Genomic DNA, 22,346 nt, shown 5'->3' on the forward strand with positions numbered 1-22,346 from the left:
GCCGAAGTGGTGAAACTGGCAGACGCACTGGACTCAAAATCCAGCGGTAGCGATATCGTGTCGGTTCGAGTCCGACCTTCGGCACCAAATAAAGAGTATCAAGACTTTTAAAGTTTTGGTACTCTTTCATTTTGTCCGAAAATACGCTGTTCAAAGAATGAGTCCAGTGGTATAAGAAATGTTTTAAAGGTTATTGAATACTGACTTTCTCTTTATCGAATGAATCAAAGTCCAGTTACACCTGAATCTAAGTTTCAAGTTAGCTGAAATTGAATCCAGTGTACCGATAATCTTATTATATCATGTTGTAATGCATTAATATATTGAGAAATTATACTAAACATTACGTACAAATTCTTTTGCAAATCCAACATTCAAGCCTGCATAATATGATGTATCTCCTATATAATTAATGAATAGCTTTTCATTCTGCAACTTTATTTCTCCTCTCATATTCTCATCAACAATAAACTCTATTTTGGAATCCATAATTTGTCCTTTACCAGACATTGAACCCATATGAGTAGCACCAAAGGGAGGTCTATATGCTGCTTCAATATCAATTTCAAAGGTATTAATACCTGTAGGACGAATAATTGTAAAGCAGCGATAGAATGCTTCCTCTTCGCTTGGCGTTTCAGGTGTATTGTTTGGACTTTCCCATCTTCCAGCAATTTGTAATAAGGTCTTCATTTTGTAATAATCGGTTTCTACTGTTAATAACTGATTAGCATCATCCCAAACTACCTTTGCACCAACCCTTGCAAATTCAGCAATGGGTACATAAATATATGGATATGTCGCACCTTCTGGTTTGAAGTTCAGTACAGGGTACAGACCTGTATTTATATCAACGTCATTGACGTAAATCGGTTGTGTTGCGGTATAAGCGGTTACAGGCTTATAAGTCATAACCCTTGCTTGTATATATGGACAATACATATTCATTCCTCCGTTTTACATAATCTCAATACCATAATATGCAAATTTCTGCAATATGTGAGTGGTGATATGCAAGAACTTTTGTTCGATGATATAATATAAATGTAACCAGTACTATACCAAGAATAATTTGGAAGGTGATGTATGTACTCCAATGAAGATAAAGCACTTGCGTTATCAATGTGGTTGAGTGGTAAGGATTTTAGGACGATTGAAACTGAAATGGGAATTAATAAATTAACACTTATTAGATGGTCTGAGAAGGACAATTGGAACGGTAAGAAGGAAGAACATTTGAATCTACTCAACAAGTCTGCGGTGGAAGATATAGCTGCATTCAAGCTAAAGATGATTAATCAATTAGAAGGTCTTCGGGATATACTCATGGAAGATTCTAAATTATGTAAAGCTCCAACAAAGGATAAGATCGTTAATAATATCTTAGACCTTAATAAACAGTTACTATTACTACGTGGAATTCCTACAGATATATCCAAGGTAGAAAGCAAAGTAGATATCAAGAAGACTGTTAAATTGGAAGACCTCGTGTAAGCTTCTAAAATTCGATCCTAGACTTGCATTGCTGATAGATGAAATCTTATTTATTACGATATAAAGTGCACACTGTGGAACTAACAGCGGTCACTATCAGTTCCACACAGTGCATTGTATGCTTCGTATTAAGATACGAAGTTATGAGATTCTTTTCTGAAAAAGAAATCCTGCAAGTTTGCTCCAAAGACCACCTTAAAAACTCGGTCCATATTTTGGGATTTTTTAAAAGACAGTCAAACAATGAGCAAATTTCAAATCGATACCAAATATTAACGACTCCTTTCTGAAAAAACCTCTTTCATGTTTTCCATGTTATTTGTCAATTATGTTATCATGTATGACTTATTATTTAGTTCGTATAATCTGTAACAATGCCTATATCGGACCTAAAACTGCGGATAAACCTATAGGGAGAAAATTAGCATTAATAGTTGCAATAGCTGCGTTTACATCAGCGGTGACAATATTTGCATCACAGAGAAATTTTATATCAACTAAAGCTATTGATGGAAGTGATAATGGAGCATTAATTTTTTTTGTTTTTGAGTAATTTTACTAACGCACTATTTTTTGTAACATCAAGAATTCTGTATGCTAATATAAAAATATCATTTGCAAACGTAATATTGGTAATCTCAATCATAACTTATTTTTACTTTATTTTATAGAACTTACGCAGAAACTTTATAAACAAGATATATCAGCACATTGAAAAATAAATATATGCGCAAGGGTTGTTGCGAAGGCTTCCAGCATTTACTGGTATTATATAATTTAGATTATGTTATCCTTTTGGCAAGGGCAAAATAAATACTGCCAATAAATGTACAAATGCTTTAAGTAAAGATGTTGCAATAGCTATAAAAGATCCAAATAGTAAGCAACGTAGGTAATATCGTGAAATAATTGAGGTGATCATATTACAAGCAATTAGCAAAAGCTGATGATGTTGCAAAAATGCTAGGTTATATAACTGGTGGAGTTATAAGCAATAACATTATATAGATACATAGAGTAAAATTATTGTATGGATCACAAATTATTGGTTAAGCTGCTTTTTATATGCGAAGTTTGAGTTAGTATATATAATAGAATAGTCATCATTACTACTATTATGTAAATCATTGGAATAGTAAAGCTGTAGTAATAAAAATATTCTCCAAGGTATTCAATTGTATAAGATATTAGAGATATGGTTCGCAATATGTACAATATTACTCGCTCGGAAAATAAACCATCATAATGCGTATCAAAAAAACTAGTATTAGTATGAAAGTCTACGCTCATAAAAGCATTACCTATTGCGTATACAAGTCCAACATATATAAATAATACAAATGGCAGAATTATACTTGTCAAAATGCATAAGCCAATCTTTAAATTCCTATTCACACAAATTCCTTCTTTCCAAATCTTATTGATAAAAGGTTTTTCAAAATTCCTATGATTTTATTTTACATATTTTTATCATCGGATTTAAGATGTCAGTGGTCATTAACATGGGTGACTAAAGTCACATTATTCTTACTAGGGATTATACTACGATTTAAAATTGGAAGTGTGACAGCCAGAATGGTGCAATGGTTGAGATTAATTGTGATAAAGCAGAATTCTCAATAATTGAAGCAGGTGTTTTATGATGTGTTCTATAATAGTAAATACAAATCTTCCAATTCTATCTATTTTATGATATATTAGAAGTATTCCAACTCGAAGGGAGTGAGTGGCATGAAACGCCAGACTATAACATTAAAGGTGATTCTATTCTAGTTTAATAGCGGCAGACAGCATTGTGTCTGCAATCTATTAAGGATGTTGCTGCTCATTTATAAATATGAGGGGTTTGTTTGATATACACATTTCCCCTGATATAAATATTAGACCGCAGGTATAGCCTTGTTGGTCTTTTTTGTGTACCCTGATATTGCAAAAAAGTAAAACCATCTTAATGTATTTCTTATGCTGTAAACTTTTAATACTAAAAATTATTAGGAAAGAGGAATGATTATGTATAAATTGATGCAAAGAGATTACTATAAAGTAACTGATTTGATAAAGACAAAAAATGAATTGTCTGTATTTTCTGTTATAAGTGGAATAATGCCGGGCAGTATTTATGTAAATGATGAAAATTGCCCAACAGCAGCATTAATTATAGCCAGCGAATGCAACTTATTAGTTGGAACTACATCTGATAGCGAGTTTAATTCAGCATTAAAAGATATAGATGATATTGATTTCTGGGATCAACTAACTCCTGATACTTCTGAGTGGTCAAAAATAATTCCTGATGTCCATAAGAACAGGTTTATACGAAAATATTATAGACGAAATTATACTCTCAACACAGATGATTATCAGTGTTCTCCAATTAAACTACCTGACGGATATGTTTTAGAGAAAGCAATACCTGATAATCTGAAAGAAAAATCGTACATAAATTCAAACAAGTTGCTTGATATTATTTCCATTTGGTGTTCTGACCAAAACTTTATGAAGTATGGAGGTATCTACTATATTCGAAAAGAAAACACCATTGTGAGTTGGTCAATGGTGGATTGCTATCATGAAGGTAGAGTGGAAATCGGTGTATATACTGATGAGAGATATAGAAAAATGGGTTTTGGTAAAACTGTTGTATTGGCAAATATTAATGACTGTTTTGAACGGGGGATTAAGTCAATTGGTTGGCACTGTGTAGATATTAATAAAGGTTCCAATACAATAGCCCAAAAAATTGGATTTTCACTGCTTAATGAATATATAGCTTTCACTTCATATCCTCCAGTTGAAAATTTATTAGATCTATCAGAAATAGAGTGGAATGGATGGGGAGAGTATTTTGAAAAAGCATCAAAATTTGAGCCAAGACTACTAGGAGAACAGTTATACGCTTATGTAAAAGCCAATAATATTGATAAAGTAATAAAAACTATTTTAAACATGAAAGAATCAGGTAAAGATGCCCAGCACCAGAATTTACTAACTGAAAAAGATGGATTTCAGAATTTGTTAAATGCTATTAAATTCTTGCAATCAATTGGAATGTGTTCAAATTTCATAAAAAATGAATGGACTGATTTTGTTGAAAAGATAATTGCATCTTCCTAGTATACTTTTTCCAGTACCATAGCATTAATGTATAATCCAAGCGATAATGTTATTGCAAAATAATTATAAAAGTTTGTAACAAAACAGCTTTTTTTGTGACTAATTTGATGAAAGGGGGGATTAAGTGTTTATAATTGAGAAACTATATATGAATTATAAGAAGGATGTCTATAGCTATTTAATCTCACTAACACATAATCCCACACTTTCGGAAGATTTGCTTTCCGAGACTTTCCTAAAAGCAATTCACTCGTTGCCTGCTTTTAAGGGGAATTCATCAATAAAAACCTGGCTTTTTGGAATTGCAAGGAACTTATGGCTGCAGCATTTGCGGGGGTTAAAACCTGAAGTGGAATATGAAGAACTTCTGGGAATTTATATTTTAGATGGAGTAGAGGAGACTCTAATAAATATACAAGCAGTAAATAGAATTTATGAACTTCTTGCCACAAAGGATGAACGAACGCAAAGTGTTGTAAATATGCGGATAGCTGGTTTTTCTTATAGTGAAATTTCCGAAAAGATTGGTTTGTCTGAGAATTCTGCCAGGGTAATTGATTTTAGAGTGAAAAAGTGGCTTAAAACTGTGTTGGAAGAGGAGGGATTGATGTGAGTACAGAAAACAGAAATATTTCGTGTGATATTTACCTTGATTTAATACCGCTTGTACGTGATGAAGCTGCCAGCGAAGACAGTAAAGCTTTTGTTTTTGAGCATATAAAAATTTGTGCAAGTTGCAGAGCGGAGTTTGAAAATGCAAATCCCATTTCAAATAAAGCAATTGATGATAAAAAAATTATCAAATCCATAAGAAAAAGTATGTTATTTACAGGTTTTCTTTTTATAGTGTTTGGAGCTTTGATGGGAGTTTATCTTTCAGATTCAATGGGAATGTTTTATAATATTTTGATTATGCCAATAGTTGGAGCTTGTGGATACTTAACATTAAAAAGAAAATGGTATATTGTTCCGGCGTGCATCTTTGCTTTGACTTGTATTTACTTGATCGTCCAACAAATTTCTGGGGGTGTCTTAGCAAATGGACCTTCAATTGAGCTGATTTTTATGCCGCTGTTTTTAAGTTCAATATACTTAATGCTTACATTATTAGGAGTATTAATTACATTCTTAATAAAATTTGCATTGGGAAAAGAGGGAACAAAATGAAAAAAAACAAACTGGGGTTAAGAATAGCTGCATTAATAGCAGCAATATGTTTGATCGGGTTCATATTATCAGTTGCTAATTCTCTTTTGGGAAATCCAATATCTTCAGCTTTTGCTAAAAAAGCAATTACAAGTTATGTGACTAAAAAGTATCCATCACTAGAACTTACAATAGGAGAAGCTAAATATAACTTTAAAGATAGTGAATATTATTCAGAAGTAAAATCCAATACCAGTATAGATACTCATTTTGAAGTGTTTTGTAGAAACGGAAAAGTTCGATATGATAGTTATGACAGTGTTTTAGGTAAATACAATACTCTTAGCAGGTTGGAAGATGAGTACTCAAAAATAGTTATTCCTATATTGTCAAAAGTAAAAGGACTTGAAAATAACAATTCTATTGTTCAGTTTGAAAAATGGGAGGCAAATAAAGATATTAAGCTGGATATGCCTTTAGACAAAGCAGCATTAGTTGATATGAAAGTTACTATTAGAGTGGATTTGAAAGATGCTTCCCTAAAAAATATCGCTGGTATTTTTGAAGCTTCACATAAAAAATTAATTGATAATGGGTGCATATTTAAATCGTATAGTATATTTTCAGATGATGACGAAGAGTTATTAATAATGATTGATAATGTTACTCCTTCTGATATTGAAAGCGGAAAACTTGAAGAAATTTTGGAAGATGCTCAAAACAAAGAACTGAAACGTGGTGTTAGTAAAGAAGATGAAATACGTGACACAGGAATATCTGTGTATATCACAAAACGAAAAGATATTAAGAAATAAGGAATAGACAATTGTATGTGTAGTCTCATAAAAGAACTGGAAAACAACTGCAATAACCTTAACAAATTTGCATCTTTTATTAAAGGTGCGTCAAAAGATTATGAAGATTCAGAAAAAATCGTTAATGTTCTATTAAATAGTATTGAGAATAAGACAAAAACTATAAGCAGAGAAATATCAGATTTTTGGGATGTAGGAAAATCTCTATTCGAGGACCAGGCAGTTGATAGGGTAAAAGAGTATGCAAAGAAATTAATTGATTGGGGAGCAAACTTTGACATTCTAAAAAATGTTGATGAGACAGTCGACTATCTTACAAATATGGTAGATACTAAAATGGAGGAGATGTTCAAATATTTAAATGAAAAAGCAGATGAATGCTTTGATGGATTTGAAGATCTAACAGACATAAACGAGAAAAATATGGTCTACAGATTTATAAAGGATAGGATACAGAGGAATATAGGTATCCTAGAAGGAGGCGTTGATGAAGTAGTTGACATGGTTGTTGGAATATTAGCATTAGCGGCGAAATTTAATCCGAATTTGTTAAGCTTAAGGATAGGTAACGGTATTAAGGATATAATTATTAATCCTGACAAATATATTACAAAGGCTATAGAACTGAAAAATACAATGGAATATTTAGTGAAAAACAGAGGTGAAGTTCTTGAATTAATTATTGAAGAGGTAGATAATTATAGTAAAGAACTAGAAGATGACCCTTATAAGAGGGGACAAGTAACTGGACATATAGCTCTTTTTATAGCATCACTGTTTATTGGTGGAGGAGAAGCAAAAGTAGCATCTAAAGCAAGCAAAGCAGAGGATGCATTAACTGGGCTTGGTAAAATTGAAAGACTTTTAACCAAGATAAAATTAAGAAAGCTCACAGCCGGCAAGTCGCCGAAGGAAATTGCCGAGATTATGGAATGCTTCGGTAAATATGGTGATGATGCTTTGAAAGCGATTAAAAAGGGAATTGATCCTGAGCATATTAGGGAGTTAGAAGAGCTTGGGATAAAGCCGAGTGACTATAAGAAGTTAGGTATTGTAAGTAGAGAAATTGCAGATATGGCGGCTGAGACAAAAATAGCGAACGAACTATCAACTGGTGTTCTTAATAAGGCAAAGTACGTTGAGCCAGAAATTACAAAAGCAATGAAATCATTAGAAATTGATGGCGCACATTTAGAAGGACTTGATTATAGACAAAAAAGTAATGAAAGTTTATGTAGAAAAATACTTTCTGATTCACATGCAAAAGGGATTACTCTTGAGGAAGCGGCTTCTGGTATTGGTGATAGCTTAAGATACACGTTAGTTGCAGATGAATCAAATTATACACGATTGGTTGAGCAGTCACTAAAACAATTGGAGGAACAAGGGTATAAGATAAATAAAGTTAAAAATTTTTGGGGAGAAGAAATATATCAAGGTATAAATGTAAGTTTAACTACACCTGACGGAGTAAAAATGGAATTGCAGTTTCATACCAGTGCATCATATTATACTAAAGAAGTTTTAAACCATAAGTACTATGAAATTGCTAGAAGTGAGACTGCCAGTATTGAGGAAATTACTGAGGCTAATAAGATTATGATTGAAAATCAGTCTAAAGTTACCATGCCGGATGGAGTTAAAGATATTTCGGGCTTGAAAGGAGATTAATCATGATAAACAGAACAAGATATTATAAATTTGATATTGGCGATGGTTTAATGAGGCGAACAGGTGCCATAATAGAATATTTGGATAAGGATGGAAATTGGATAGAAGATAGAAACTTAATTAGAAAATTTATAGGTGGAGATACAGATTTTGATGAAATCTCTTTTGAACATGCTCTAAAGATTATTGAGGAAAGGTCTAGAAAGTAGCATATAGATAATCTTTTGTGCATGAGAGATCTTTTAGATGGGGGGGCATAGACTTGATATCAATTGAAATTGCATTAAAATTTGCTATGGATAAACATAAAGGACAGGTTGACAAAAGTGGAGCTCCATACATTGAGCATGTAATGCGGGTAGCGGAAAAAGTGAAACGTGATGAAGAAAAAATAGTTGCTTTATTACACGATGTAGTTGAAGACACTTCTACTTCATTAGAGGAAATAGAAAGCCTTGGGGTGAGTGATGAAATTATTAAAGCAATTGATTTATTAACTCATAAGAAAGATAGTAATTATTATGACTACATACGGAATATTTCAAAAAATAATCTAGCAAAAGTAGTAAAGTTAGCTGATTTAGAGGATAATACAGACGTAAGAAGGATGGAAAAGCTTCCAAATGATTTGAAACAAAGGTTATTAAAAAAGTATGAACTAGCTTTATCAATTTTAAATGAAGGTAAATAATTAGACACCGAATTATATGAAACCCTGAGACTGTAACAATGTAGATTCGTTTTTTTCTTTCATCCTAAAGTAGTGATATAATAATTTCTGATGATAATTTGAAATTTTCTGGACACGAAGTTCCAGCTATAAAATATATTTTTAGAAACTCTACACAAACCCAACCTATCAAGGATGTCATTATAACACCTTATAATCCTTCTAATAAAAATATTGGTGGATGTATGGCTGATATAGGATTGTTGAACTTTGTAAATACTGAAAAAACATTAACTGTATACATTACTGCTACAGATTATGCAAATAATGAAACAACTGTATCAAAAACCTTCTATTACGACAGAAAATATACTTACGGAACCCTTTCAACAGGGAATTCAACAGCGACTAGTGTAGAATGCTACTTTGATGCATATAGTGATATTTCTGGTGTGATGTTTAGTAAGTTTGTTCTTGTAACCTCGCAAAATGGTAAATCAGTAAGAACTGAAGTATATGGAACAAAAGTGTCAGCTAATCGTTGGAAAATAACGTTAGATAGAAATACGCTCAATAGTACTACAGGTGAATTTAGCATAGACGTATGGTCTTCAGATAATATAAATAATTATGGCTATGTAGGTGCAGTGTTTCATCGGTTTTAGGAAGCTGTTTTAAGTAATAAAAAATCCCCAATACGATGTTGATATGCTCCCTTCTAGGTAGATAGTTAAAATAATAAAACTGTTTACTAAGAAGGGAGTAGTTTTATGCCTAGAAATGTTTTGTCACATCACAAACTACTGGCATTTGGTCTTCTGGAAGGGAGGTTGAGCCAAATAAAAGGATATTTTGGATGACTTGCAAATAAAGAGGTTTTAGACCGTAACCAAAGGTGAACCCGCCAAAAAGTATTTTTTTTCATAACCATATAGATTAAATTAGAAACTGCCAATATATAACTATATTCATATAAATAAAAAATAAATTTCTTATTATGATATATTCATACCTCACTGAAAATTCTATATTTAAAGAAATGGAGCGGATTAAATGAATCAATCAATCTTGAAAAGGCAGGAAAAATTTGCTAACTCAATATCCTTCTATAGTTCTTTATCCGGTTGTATAGGTGTCGGTATATGCTTTTTATTTTTGAATGTTTTGTCGATATTATAAAAGACACGTATTAAATTTTATAATAATTGTGCTTAATACGTAAAATTCCTAGATAGGAAGGGGTATAGGAAAGAATGAAAAACTGGAAATTAAGCAGAACAATCACGTTGGGAATAACGATAATTGTCATTGTTTGCATCAGCCTGCTCTATGTTATGGCAAACAAAACAATTAACAACATGATGAAACAGTCAGAACGCAATCAAATGGAAACAAATCTTTTGGCACAGACAAGTCTTATTGATGAGTATGTAAACAACCAAGAAGAGTTATTAATTGCTTATAGTAAGGCACCTGCAGTACGGGAATTATTAAAAGATGTACATAATGCCGAAAAGCAAGCAATTGCGCAGACATATACTGAAAACTACTATGCAGGACTTGATAATTGGGAAGGTATTTATATCGGAGAGTGGAATACGCATTGTATTGTACATTCTGACGCCTCTAATGTTGGACGTACATGGAGGAAAGAAGCAGATCGCTTAAAACAATTACAAGATGCAATGTTGAAAAATGGACTATATAATGCAGGAATCATTGTTTCACCGGCACACGGACAGCTTGCTTTGTCGATGTACTACCCTGTATTTGACACAGATGGAACTACAATTTTAGGTTATGTAGGCGGTGGTCCGTTTGCGGAAGGTTTAAAAAATCTTTTAAATAAATTGAAAAGTAAAGAAGAGACAACCGGATATTATATGATTAATGTTGTGAGCAGAAAATATATCTTTGCCGATGATAAGACTTTGATGGCTACGGATATCAAAAATCCGATGTTATTAAATGTTATTGAAGCAATTAAAAAAAATGGTGGTAGCGGAGAGCTTTCATATATGGATGAAAAAGAAGGTGCTTGTGTTGCCAGGTACCAATATATCAGCGAACATGGTTGGGCAGTTGTATCCTTCGATAGTGAAAAGAATATTTATAGTGATACCAGAAAGAATACGAAAGTCCTTGCTACAATTTGTCTCTTATTCGTTGTAGTAATCAGTGCATTGGCATTTGTAATGATTAGATTGAGCATGAAGCCTTTGCGATATGTTGAGGATTCTATCAAACAACTTGGAAACTTAAAATTACAGAAAAATAAAAAATTGGAGCCATGGATTGGTACGAAGAGTGAAATCGGGCAGATTGCTACTGCAATGAATTCTTTGTATGAGTCGTTGGGAGAAATTGTATATACCCTTAGCAATTGTTCTTCTTCATTAAGTGAATCAGCAGTTGCTATGCAAGATTCTTCGGGAGTGTTGGTAGAATGCGTATCAGATAACTCAAAGGCGACAACATTATTCGCAGAACATACAGAAGAAGTAAATGCAGCTGTTTCAAAAGTAGCTCATGAGGTTGCAGAAATTGCGCATGTAGTATCAGCGGTAGAAGAAAGAATTAGTCAGGGTAATAAGCATAGTGGTGAGTTACTTGAAAAAGTTGATCAAATGCAGAAACTTGCAAATAGCTCAATGATAACAATCAGTGAGCAAATGGAAGAAAATCAAAAATCAATAAAACATGCATTGGGTGACTTACAATCATTAATGCGTATTGATGAGATGGCGTCAAAGATTCTAAATATTACAAGCCAGACCAATCTCCTTTCATTAAATGCTTCGATTGAGGCGGCAAGAGCCGGTGAAGCGGGAAGAGGATTTGCTGTTGTTGCCGGAGAAATTGGCAATTTGGCCAAGAGCTCATCTGAGACAGCAACTCAGATTCAAGCAATTTGTAATGAAACAAGAAATAATATTGCAAATATTCAAGCATGTTTTGATCAGGTTATTTTGTTCCTGGAAAAGGATGTACAGGCACAGTTTGTAGAGTTTGCAAAAGCAACGAAGGATTATCATCAGTCAATCCAGGATATTCAGGACATTATTGCAGATATTGCAGGTGCATCATCAACGTTTGTTGATACAGTCGATACAATTCAGACACAGATTCAGTCAGTATCAGATGTTCCGGGTTCTAAAACAGTGAACAGTCAGGATATTTTGGATAAAGCGCATCAAACGGAAGTAACAACAGAGGAAATGACGGTTATTGTTGGTCAAAATAAAGAAAACGCAGTTGCAATCAGCGGAATTGTGAATCGATTCTCATAAGATATATGTGGTATACTTTCTATCATTAAATCATTTTAATATTAACACAAGGCTGTTTATGTTTTAGGGGTTCTCGTCAAACCTTTTAAAAGAAGAATAGCGCGGTATAGATACCATGTCGGTTCGAGTCCGACCTTTAGCACCAAACTTAAGAACCAAACTTAAGAACCTTGTAACAAAAACAGTTACAGGGTTTTTTACTTTTATTCTCTTGACCACTGGACTTATCGAGTGACGGTAAATAATCCCTTGGGGAAAGGGTGGACTAAATTATAATGTCATCGCACATTGATTAAGCATATTATAAAACAGCACATTATGTTGAGGAGATGAATGAGATGGCATGTCCAATTGGAACTATAAGTTATACAATTCAATCTGGTGATACTCTATATAAAATAGCTGCCAAATATAACACAACATACCAAGCGATACTGACAGTAAATCCAGGATTAAACCCTAATAGACTTTATATAGGACAACAAATCTATATTCCTGTAGCCCAAGCTACTTTACAGATAGCTAATCAGCCAATATTGGTAAATGGTACGAATATCAATACAGGGCAATATCCTGTATTGAATTACAAACCACCAAATGCACAATACCCATATATTTATGTACCAATTGCGGAGTTTTCAAAAGTAGGTGCAAATGTTTCTTGGGATGAAGCAAATCAATTATTGACTGTTACAACAGACTACTACACATTACAAAATACTGTTTACCAGCAGCAAAGCCAGATTAAAGATCTTCAGGAGCAAGTTGCATTATGCAATAAGACATTAGTAAAATTTGAAGGAACTGTTGAGGGGTATTACAAATTCTCAGGGGTATATTGGAGTCAACAAAGTCCTAATAATTACTTTACAATAGGTAAATATTATGAGGTTATTAGTCAAGAACCTGGGATGCAGAGAGAATACATGGCTGTCCTCAATGATAATAATCAGGAGGCAGTTTTTGTACGATTTACTCTAGCTCAACCCAAGGGGATAGTATACATAGGTATAGCCGAAGATGATTTGTATAATTTTTCATGGGAAGGGGCAAATCTTGAAAAATTTAAGTTACTTGCTCCTACTAGTGGCGAAATTTCATTAACGCCAGGAAGAGTCTATATAGCTGAAAAGAATTGGGGTTATCCTGGATATGAAGGAAAGGCATACACGATTGTTGGAACTGATGTAGTTATTACTCCTGCAGCCCAGTAATCTTTTTTAGTATTACAAGTTAGTATTTATAAAGAATGCAAACTCTTAAATGGCGAGAGGATGTTTATATATAACCTCATTAAAGCATCAAGGCAAAATATACATGGAACCACCTAAATGGCAGTTCTATGTATATTTTGTGTTATACTCTGAAAACGTTAAATTAACGTAATTTCTTAAGCTTGCAGAAATAATTCAAAAAGCTGAAAGTAGCTTACAACCAGATTTTACTTAGCTTTGCTGAAAAGATTGCATTTGGGATTGCATGGTAGTAAAACTCTGTTGTATTCTTGAATATTGTTCCTGTGGTGCTGCTTCTACTTTGTACCATCCCTTTTTATTCATTAAATCAAAAAGCGACTTTTGATTTTGCAGTGATTTGTTCAATAATCCGGTAACATGATTTCTTACAGTATCATTTGCACTTTCAATTGTTGCTGTACATAAAGCTGTAGCTTCAAGTTTTAATAAATATAAAATAGAGCCTGCCCATTCTTTTTCCTGTGGTTGATTTTGCATAGTATTCCTCCTTTATTGTAGATTGTTCTTATTTACTATTGATGCGGTTGCTGTAATCCATTGATTATGTTCTGTAACCATGGATTGCATAAATGATTTGAATTCAGGATCAACTGCACTGTTGGATGCAAAGTTGCAGTTTTTCATTGTTGATTCAAATAACTTGCAGATATCTTCCAAGTATAGCAGTTCTCTAGTAGTTAACTGGTTCATATCTCGTTCCTCCTTATGATAATATTCATATAATAGGATTTGCAAAATTTAAGAAAATAATCATTATTTCAAATTCTAATGTTTTTAGAATTTTGTACGCTTTTGTCTGCAAAGTATATTTTGCTATTAATATTTCTGGTGGGTTGATAGAGGCAATAAAAGTATATATAATAAGCATGTAAATTAAAAAAGGCAACTTCTCTGTGTAAAAGGAGACATATTTGATTGAAGTCGAAATATATATTATGCTTAAACCTATTATTTATACTATTTACATTAACTTCTTGTCATGATGCAATCAAATCTAATTACAATGATGATCAAAAAAATGAAATAATTAGTTCTTATGAAAAGTATGTTCATCGAGATGGAAAACTGCTTATTCAAAATAATGAATTGATTTCAATAAAAGCAGTTAATTTTGACAACCTTACTTGGTTTTCAGAGGCAAAGTTAGAGGATGGAACGCCAATTTTTACACTTCACCATAGTGGGAAAGATTATGATATGGTAAAGTCATATGGATTCAATGCGATTCGCTTTTTCATTAATTGGCGTGATTTGTATACTGATCCATTGAAAAAGAATATAAATAAAGAAGGATGGGATTGGTTAGACAAGAATATTGAATGGGCAAAAAAACGAAATATTTATTTGATCTTGGATTTTCATTGTCCTTACGGGGCATTTGGCACTCAAAGTCAAGGTACTTGGCCTATATGGACAAATTCGGATGTCCAAAATGCTTTTGTTTCAACTTGGAAGGAAATTGCTGAAAAATATAAAAATGAAACTATTGTTGCAGGGTATGACTTGATGAACGAACCTGCTTTACCGGTAGATGGCAAACAAGAATATGCTAATCTTATGCAAAAAACTATTAATAAGATTCGAGAGGTGGATCCGAATCATTTATTGATTGTGGAAGCTGCAGTAGGAATTGAAGGAGATGACAAGAGTTGGACGCGACCAACATGGGTGAAGGTTGAGGAGGAAAATATTATGTACTCCTTTCACTTTTATGATCCGCTAACCTATACTCACAATGGGGCTTTTGTTTCTGCAAAAAAAGTATGTTATCCAAGCGATCTTTATAATCAAAAGCATCTTAAAAACGCTTATAATGAGTTTATATCTGAGCACTTTTTAAAGGAATATCCTTTGTTTCTGGGCGAATTTGGTTGCAATGATTGGACAAAAGATTCAGGAGCTTTGCAATGGATTTCAGATGTCTATCAGTTATGCAATGAGAACGGAATTCATACTGCATTATTTGCCTATCGCTCATTTGAGGACTTTAAGGATAAAAGTGTTTATAGTTTTGCAATCAGTAAAATGTATTATAATGCAAATACGGATACAGGTATTGAAGAAGTGCTCAATAAAGATATTATTGAATTTTTGAGTAAGAAGGATTGAGAGTAACTTTTTTGTCCTATAGCGCTAATAATATTTGTGAGATTAACTATAATTTTGTGATAAATACTATGTTGATTAACCTTTCGACCTTGAAATTCCCCACATAACAGTAGTAGTCTCAGGTTCAAATATTCCTGATTCTGTGTCATATAGGGCAGCTATAGTTGACCTTGTTTCCTTTGCAATTCAAAATAATCTAGATAATATTTTTTTCAATTATTGTTAATTATGGTATTATAGATTTACAGGTTGCATCTATTTGCACCTGAAGGGTATGTTGTTGAAGGTTGGGGCAAAACAATAATTGTTATTTGGATAGGTGATTTGAAAGATTATGGACTTCAGCTTTCAAGCTAAGCTTCCATGCATGATGAAAAAATAACTTTCGTTATAAAAAAATTGGTACTCTAAAAGGTATATACAATCTGGGTGTAATTCTATTAGTGAGGTGAATGACATGAAAAGAATATTTCTGGCAGCACTAATTGGCCTTATGCTGTTTACAGCCTGTGATAGAAATACAAAACAAACAGATAGCAAAGTGGAGCCTACTATGACAGCCAATTCTCAAGATGATGTAATAATACTTGAAGATATTGAAATATCCAGTATAAAAATTAAAAATTTAAGTACCAAGGATGAGACAATCCTTATAAAAGAAGGCATTATCAGGGAGTTTTGCGGCTTGCTTGCCGGAATGAAGTATAAAAAAACCGATGAACAATGGGGGATGACCCATGAGGCAGAAATCTTTATTAACGGGGAGTCGGCTCTTAAAATTAGTTTGGCTGAAAGAGCGATCAGTGTTAGTAGGAAAGTAAGACTTGGGGATACCGTCGTCGAAAAGGGAATTTACGAGGCAGATGAATGGATAGGTAGACACATTGGAAAATTTTTTGAAGGCACTGTTTTAGACCCCCAGCATATTGAAGTTCCTGCAGAACTTACTATGCCTGAAGAATCGTCCAGAGTAGAGCTAAGCGATATGGGAAGCAGTAAGATCAACCAATACGAAGTACAAACCAAATTACTTGATTTTGTAAAATTGAATTTCTCTGGTCAAAAATTTGAAATTGTGGAGGGTAAAAGGGTATTTAACTATGACACAATAGAGAAGCAAAGGCTGGATATGCTGAAAAAGTACAGAGCAATAATTATTGAATATCCTGATGGTTATGTAAGTGTTGAATCCGGAAATGAGTATAATGAAATTATTTCTGCACCGTATGTTACCTTGATAGAGCTATCTGAAAAACCGGGGAATTATCAGCTGTTTACCGAAAAAATGATAATTGATATAAAAGCACAAGAGCAATTTGTAAATGGCTTTGACAATGTTTTTAATGAAAATAAAGTATTAAAAGCTTTGAAGCCGGATGAAGTTGAGGTATTATATAATGAAAAGAGACCATATTACATGGAATACATCAGTAAAAACCTTGGTATCGAAAGCTGGCATGGAAGAGAACCTCAAGAATTGGAAACACGTAAGCTAAATTTGGATAATAAGGGTGAACCTTACGAAGTGTTAGAATTCTATAATGGATTTGACTTGAGGCTTTTGTTCTTTAAAGCGGAGAAGTTTGTTGACTATATAGATTTCGGAGGCAGACAGGCTGGGACTGAGTACCGTATGGAAAAGGTTGGAGATAAAATATTTATTGCCGGCAAAAGATGCAGGGGTTATGGTACTGGTGAAGCCAGATATTTTGAGGATTGGTATATACTGAATGATCAAGGTAAAAAACTTGTTATAAGTTTTCCTTACGATGTTTTTTCTCAACCACCTTATGGGGGTTATACCTTAAAGGCAAAAAGCATTAAATTGACAAACGGTGATGATGCCAATCTCACAGTAGATTATAGTGTTACAAAGTATTATTTACTTAATCTTGAAAATGCTGATGAATATGGACATATAAAAGTAGAGGGTACAAAGAAGGTTGTGTTCAAATGGGATGATGAAAAGTCTGTCTTTGTATCCGAATACGTTCCAGATGAGATGGGAATAACAGAAATACCTCCCGAAAGTAAAAAGATAACTGAGAAGTCTACCCTAATACTTACAGAGAAATACAAACAACTCACAGAAATAGTTGAATCAATTGGTGACGAAAGTAATATAAATGGAAAAGAAAATATGAAAGGGTCACTTGAATACTTCTTAAACGACTGTGAGGATTGTAAGGAAAAGTCGGAACTGCTGAAATTGATAAGGAATTACTGAAATACTATTTGGAATTTTCCACATGGATTATTTGAACAAATAAGGCTTGAAGTGAAATGGAATAATGTTTAAATACACAGCTAGGGAGGACTAAAAACTATGAAGGATACAAAAACAATCCGGTTAATATATCTGTATAAATTTTTTGCCTGGTTTCATATGTTTTCAGCGATATTGATTCCCTTTTTTACGTCGTGGGCAAAGCTGTCTATATTTCAGTTTATGTTTCTTGAATCATGGTGTATGCTTTGTATGCTGATTTTTGAGATACCTACAGGCGGAATTGCAGACTATTTGAGCAGAAAGGCGTCGCTTCAATTGGGGTTAGGAATTCAGATGATAGGATTTGTTATCTATGTGTCAGTGCCTAATTTCTATATGTATATGCTTGGGGAATTGGTGGTAGCGCTTGGATTTTCGCTTATATCGGGAGCCGAAGAGTCATTTATATATGATACAGTAAAGGCACAAGGCAGGGAAGAAGAATCAATGAAAGTATTAGGCAAGGCTGAAAGCTTTGGTATTGCGGGGATTATGGTGGCAGCACCGTTAGGTAGTTTTATTGCAGGAAAACTTGGATTAAGCTATCCAATGTTTTTGATGTTTATTCCTTTGGGTGTTGCACTAATTCTTTTGTCTTTTATGAAAGAACCTGTATGCAGCAATAAGGAAAAAGTTCAACGGAGTTATTTTGGCACAATAAAAAGCGGGTTACTTTTTTTCTATAATCATAAAGCCATAAAAACCATTGCATTGGATGGAATTGTCATAACTACAGTAGGTTTTCTGATGTTATGGCTTTATCAGATTATGTTAAAGGATTTAGGCGTTAATGTTGCTTATTTTGGTATTGTTAATGCTGTATTTACAGGGCTGGAAATTCTTTTGCTTAACAACTATTCTAACCTGGAAAAAATTCTAAAGTCCAGAAAAAGGTTGATATTTTGGGGTTCGATTATAATTGGAGCCATGCTACTTATAGGTGGGTTTCTAAAATCAGTTTGGGTAGCTATTATTGTTATTCTGACTGTTATAAGCATATGTATGACTCGAAGAACTTTGACTATAAACTACATAAACAAGTATATTCCTTCCGAAAACCGTGCAACTGTAATATCTTGTGTATCGATGCTCATTAGCCTTTGCAAGATGCTGTTGTTTCCCGTTGTTGGACTGATTATTGATAAGACTTCTGCAAATGTTGTGTTAATCGGACTTGGTATATTTGTACTTATTTTTGCAGTAACTTCAAGAGTGGAAGAGAGACATCTTGTTGGTAAAATTGAAGCTGAAAGCTAAATGATTGAATACCTCTGGAGTTGACTCTTGAGCTTTATGATAAAGTTAAAAAGAAGAACTTGAAAATTACTTGCGTTGAAATGTTGGGGAAAGCGCAGGAGATTAAAGATTATATTAATTTGCAAAAACATTAAGTCATATTGGTGTGATCACATAGGTTCATATTATAAATTCCGCTTTTTCAAAGATTGAAATCATTGGATACATTCTTTTTTGTTCATCTAATACTTGCTTCATCCAATATAAGAAGTTCGGTGAAGTCGCTCGTTATGTATTGTTTTTTTGTAAATTAAAGTAGTATAATTATAGAAAGATTTAAGATTGGGAAGCAATGGAATTGTGTATAATAAAAATCTTATTTTTCAATAGATTAGTTATGAGGAGTATATCGTAAAGTAAACGAATTTGCACAAACAAAAGAGGTGGATGGTTTGACGGAGTTTTCTCCAGGAATGAGAGTAATAATTCGTGATGAAGAATGGATGATAAAGAAGGTTGATACCAATACACTAGGAAGAAAATCAATTAGCTGCATTGGAATATCAAGATTAGTAAAGGACTATGAAACGGTGTTTTTAACTGATCTCGAAAAAATAGAGCAAGTAGATCCGGCAAAGATAAAGCTAGTAGTAGATGACTCACCTTTTTACAGAAGATCAAGGTTATATATAGAAAGCCAGTGGCGCCAGAAGATACCTACTGATACCGCATTACATATTGGTAATCGTGCAGCGATGGATTTAATGAACTTCCAGCTTGAGCCTGCACAAATTTCATTAAAACGTCCACGTCAGCGTATTCTTATTGCTGATACTGTTGGTCTTGGAAAAACACTTGAAGCAGGAATACTCATGTCTGAGCTTATTGCAAGAGGAAAAGGGAAAAGAATACTTGTTGTCACAGTAAAAAGCATGATGACACAGTTTCAAAAGGAAATGTGGAATAGGTTTACAATTCCTCTTGTACGCCTTGACTCAAACAAGATACAAAAAATCCGATCACAGTTACCAGCAAATTACAACCCGTTCTTTTATTATGACAAGACAATAGTTTCAATAGATACACTGAAAAGGGATATAGAATACAGGACTCACCTTGAGAATTCCTGGTGGGACATTATTGTTATAGATGAAGCACACAATGTTGCGGAACGCGGCAGCCGTCAAGCACAGCGTTCAAGATTGGCAAAGCTGTTAGCGGAACGTTCAGACACATTAATAATGCTTTCAGCCACACCCCATGATGGTCGCAGTGAAAGCTTTGCATCACTCATGAATATGCTTGATCCTACAGCAATTGCAAATCCCCATGATTATAAAAAGGAAGATATCAAGGGACTTTGCATCAGAAGATTCAAAAAGGATGTAAAAGATCAGGTCAGAGGAGCATTTAAAGAGCGAAGTGTGAGTATTGAAAATTGTACTGCAACAGATGCTGAGGAGTATGCTTTTGATCTGTTCGCACAGATGCAACTTGAAATGGATACAGGAAAACATCAAATAGCAGGTCAGCTTTTTAAGACGAGCTTGGAAAAGGCTATGTTTTCAAGTCCTGCTGCTTGTATAAAGAGTATTGAAGAGAGATTGAAAAAACTAGGGAAAAAGTATGATAATAATGACATAAAAGATATTGCTCAACTCGAAGGCCTTCGTGATGCCCTTCTAAAGGTTGATGCAAATAAATTTTCAAGATATCAAAAACTTTTTGATTTGCTGAAAAGTAAAGACTATAACTGGAGTCCAACAAAGCCTGATGATAGAGTTGTTATTTTTACAGAACGTATTGAGACAATGAGATATCTTGTTGCACAGCTTCGAAAAGATTTAAATTTAAAAGAAGATGCAATTCAGGAAATATACGGCGGGATGAGTGATAGTGAGCAACAGAAGGTGGTTGAAGACTTTGGCAGAGTTGAGGCTCCTGTACGAATACTTGTTGCCTCGGATGTTGCTTCACAAGGTATTAATTTGCACTATCTGTCCCATAGATTGATACATTTTGATATTCCATGGTCGCTTATGGTATTTCAGCAGAGAAATGGCCGTATTGATCGTTATGGACAACATGAAAAGCCTGATATCCGCTATATGACTATAAATAGTAAAAATTATAAAGTAAAGGGAGATATGAGGGTTATAGAGATTCTTGTTAAAAAAGAGGAGCAGGCGTATAAGAATATCGGTGATCCAACATTATTGCTTGGCAAATTTAATGTTGAAGAGGAAGAAATGCTTATTGCCCAAGCACTTGAAAACAACATTGATGCAGATACATTTTCTGCACAAATTGACAACAGTGCTGATGAATTTAACCCGTTTGAGCTGTTGATGCAGAGTGCCGTTGATAATACAATTAGGACTGAAGTTCATGAAGACGAGACTCTCTTTTCTGATGTAAATTATATTCGAAGTGCTATGAATTACTTTTCAAAGGAAGATAAAAACCCTGTACAGAATCTCGCTACAGTGGAAGGTGTTGAAATAAAAGTAACGCCGGAACTGAGACGCAGACTGGCTGTATTGATTCCTGAAGATGCAATGCCTCAGACAGACTATTTGAGATTAAGCCCTGATAAAAATTTCTGTATGAATGAAATGAAACGTAGTATGCAGAATAATATGAGTGAAACTGCATGGCCGGCAACACAGTTTTTATGGCCTATTCACCCTGTTTTTAACTGGATAGACGATAAAGCTAGCTTGTTATTTGGTAGAGGAGAAGCACCACTTGTAGGTATTCCTGAAAAATTAAGTGAAAGAGAAGTAATTTATATTATTGCAGGAACTATACCAAACAGAAAATCAACACCGGTTGTAGATGAGTGGTTTGGATTAAAGTTTGAGAATGGTAAATTTGTTGAAGAAATGACAATAGAACAAGTAATTTTAAAGACTGGTTTCGGAAGGAATGATGTTCCGAATAGAAATAATCTTCCTGAATCAGCAAAGGGTATTGTTGGAGAGGCCATGAATGTTGTGGTTGAAGAAGCCCAAAAAGTTCTTAAACGCTATTTCAAGGAATATCAGGACAATATTGATCCATTAATATATGAAGAGCTTGAAAAACTAGAAGGTTTAAAGGATAAACATAAAACTTATCAGCTTTCATTATTTGAAAGTGAACGGAAAAAAGGTGAAGAAGAACGCAGAGTAGATGCACTATTTAATACATATATAGATTGGGTGCATGATACACTGGAAATTGAAGATAATCCATACTTGCGTGTAGTAGCAGTATTAATGGGGGTGTAAATAT

At 33.7% G+C, this 22,346-nt stretch carries 19 protein-coding genes and 1 tRNA gene; 17 read left to right on the forward strand and 3 right to left on the reverse strand.

The window, feature by feature from the left end; genetic code table 11:
• Positions 1-87: transfer RNA gene (locus ACECE_RS0216505), tRNA-Leu, on the forward strand.
• A 249-nt stretch (positions 88-336) separates the two neighbouring features.
• On the opposite strand, the gene ACECE_RS0216510 is transcribed toward ACECE_RS0216505, so the two are convergent.
• Positions 337-942, reverse strand: a complete 606-nt coding sequence (locus ACECE_RS0216510; RefSeq protein ID WP_010249246.1) for a hypothetical protein — start codon at positions 940-942, stop codon at positions 337-339.
• A 144-nt stretch (positions 943-1,086) separates the two neighbouring features.
• Between ACECE_RS0216510 and ACECE_RS0216515 the strand changes: the two genes are divergently transcribed.
• From ACECE_RS0216515 to ACECE_RS30275, 12 genes are all read left to right on the forward strand, one after another.
• Positions 1,087-1,494, forward strand: a complete 408-nt coding sequence (locus ACECE_RS0216515) for a hypothetical protein (protein WP_010249248.1) — start codon at positions 1,087-1,089, stop codon at positions 1,492-1,494.
• A 328-nt stretch (positions 1,495-1,822) separates the two neighbouring features.
• Positions 1,823-2,047, forward strand: a complete 225-nt coding sequence (locus ACECE_RS0216520) for a hypothetical protein (protein ID WP_162862566.1) — start codon at positions 1,823-1,825, stop codon at positions 2,045-2,047.
• 1,457 nt (positions 2,048-3,504) lie between these two features.
• On the forward strand, positions 3,505-4,608 hold the full coding sequence (locus ACECE_RS0216530; protein ID WP_010249262.1) for a GNAT family N-acetyltransferase: 1,104 nt from the start codon (positions 3,505-3,507) through the stop codon (positions 4,606-4,608).
• A gap of 124 nt (positions 4,609-4,732) precedes the next feature.
• Positions 4,733-5,221, forward strand: a complete 489-nt coding sequence (locus ACECE_RS0216535) for an RNA polymerase sigma factor (RefSeq protein WP_010249264.1) — start codon at positions 4,733-4,735, stop codon at positions 5,219-5,221.
• A complete protein-coding gene (locus tag ACECE_RS0216540; RefSeq protein WP_010249266.1) occupies positions 5,218-5,775 on the forward strand; it encodes a zf-HC2 domain-containing protein in 558 nt (185 codons plus the stop codon). The genes ACECE_RS0216535 and ACECE_RS0216540 overlap by 4 nt, the downstream gene beginning before the upstream one ends.
• Complete coding sequence (locus ACECE_RS0216545; RefSeq protein ID WP_010249269.1) at positions 5,772-6,569, forward strand: YfjL-like protein; 798 nt, start codon at positions 5,772-5,774, stop codon at positions 6,567-6,569. The genes ACECE_RS0216540 and ACECE_RS0216545 overlap by 4 nt, the downstream gene beginning before the upstream one ends.
• A 15-nt stretch (positions 6,570-6,584) precedes the next feature.
• A complete protein-coding gene (locus ACECE_RS0216550; protein ID WP_010249271.1) occupies positions 6,585-8,240 on the forward strand; it encodes a hypothetical protein in 1,656 nt (551 codons plus the stop codon).
• 2 nt (positions 8,241-8,242) lie between these two features.
• Entirely contained in the window at positions 8,243-8,449 is a 207-nt protein-coding gene (locus ACECE_RS0216555) for a hypothetical protein (RefSeq protein ID WP_010249273.1), read from the forward strand.
• Between the two features lie 53 nt (positions 8,450-8,502).
• Positions 8,503-8,931 (forward strand): HD domain-containing protein, encoded by a 429-nt coding sequence (locus ACECE_RS0216560; RefSeq protein WP_010249275.1) that lies wholly within the window; start codon positions 8,503-8,505, stop codon positions 8,929-8,931.
• Between the two features lie 224 nt (positions 8,932-9,155).
• Positions 9,156-9,575 carry a hypothetical protein gene (locus tag ACECE_RS0216565; protein WP_026073879.1) on the forward strand — a complete coding sequence of 140 codons (420 nt, stop codon included), beginning with the start codon at positions 9,156-9,158 and terminating at the stop codon, positions 9,573-9,575.
• A gap of 588 nt (positions 9,576-10,163) precedes the next feature.
• Positions 10,164-12,200, forward strand: coding sequence for a methyl-accepting chemotaxis protein (locus ACECE_RS0216570; RefSeq protein ID WP_010249279.1), 2,037 nt, complete (start codon positions 10,164-10,166; stop codon positions 12,198-12,200).
• Positions 12,201-12,538: 338 nt separating this feature from the next.
• Positions 12,539-13,414: a LysM peptidoglycan-binding domain-containing protein gene (locus ACECE_RS30275; protein ID WP_010249281.1), complete on the forward strand. Its 876-nt coding sequence runs from the start codon at positions 12,539-12,541 to the stop codon at positions 13,412-13,414.
• Positions 13,415-13,645: 231 nt separating this feature from the next.
• On the opposite strand, the gene ACECE_RS0216580 is transcribed toward ACECE_RS30275, so the two are convergent.
• Together ACECE_RS0216580 and ACECE_RS0216585 are read right to left on the reverse strand one after the other, a co-directional pair.
• A complete protein-coding gene (locus tag ACECE_RS0216580; protein WP_010249282.1) occupies positions 13,646-13,933 on the reverse strand; it encodes a spore coat protein in 288 nt (95 codons plus the stop codon).
• A gap of 12 nt (positions 13,934-13,945) precedes the next feature.
• A complete protein-coding gene (locus ACECE_RS0216585) occupies positions 13,946-14,146 on the reverse strand; it encodes a hypothetical protein (protein WP_010249284.1) in 201 nt (66 codons plus the stop codon).
• A gap of 225 nt (positions 14,147-14,371) precedes the next feature.
• Here ACECE_RS0216585 and ACECE_RS0216590 point away from each other — a divergent pair, with 225 nt between their 5' ends.
• The 4 genes from ACECE_RS0216590 (at position 14,372) to ACECE_RS0216605 (ending at position 22,342) form a co-directional block, all read left to right on the forward strand.
• Positions 14,372-15,565, forward strand: coding sequence for a glycoside hydrolase family 5 protein (locus ACECE_RS0216590; RefSeq protein WP_010249285.1), 1,194 nt, complete (start codon positions 14,372-14,374; stop codon positions 15,563-15,565).
• A 457-nt stretch (positions 15,566-16,022) separates the two neighbouring features.
• The gene (locus ACECE_RS0216595) at positions 16,023-17,792 is read left to right on the forward strand and encodes a hypothetical protein (RefSeq protein ID WP_010249286.1); all 1,770 of its coding nucleotides are present in this window, start codon (positions 16,023-16,025) and stop codon (positions 17,790-17,792) included.
• A gap of 99 nt (positions 17,793-17,891) precedes the next feature.
• The gene (locus tag ACECE_RS0216600; protein WP_010249287.1) at positions 17,892-19,091 is read left to right on the forward strand and encodes an MFS transporter; all 1,200 of its coding nucleotides are present in this window, start codon (positions 17,892-17,894) and stop codon (positions 19,089-19,091) included.
• Between the two features lie 452 nt (positions 19,092-19,543).
• Positions 19,544-22,342 carry a DEAD/DEAH box helicase gene (locus tag ACECE_RS0216605; protein WP_040428652.1) on the forward strand — a complete coding sequence of 933 codons (2,799 nt, stop codon included), beginning with the start codon at positions 19,544-19,546 and terminating at the stop codon, positions 22,340-22,342.
• Positions 22,343-22,346 lie beyond the last annotated feature (4 nt).

The sequence above is a fragment of the Acetivibrio cellulolyticus CD2 genome (genome assembly GCF_000179595.2).
Lineage (GTDB): Bacteria > Bacillota > Clostridia > Acetivibrionales > Acetivibrionaceae > Acetivibrio > Acetivibrio cellulolyticus.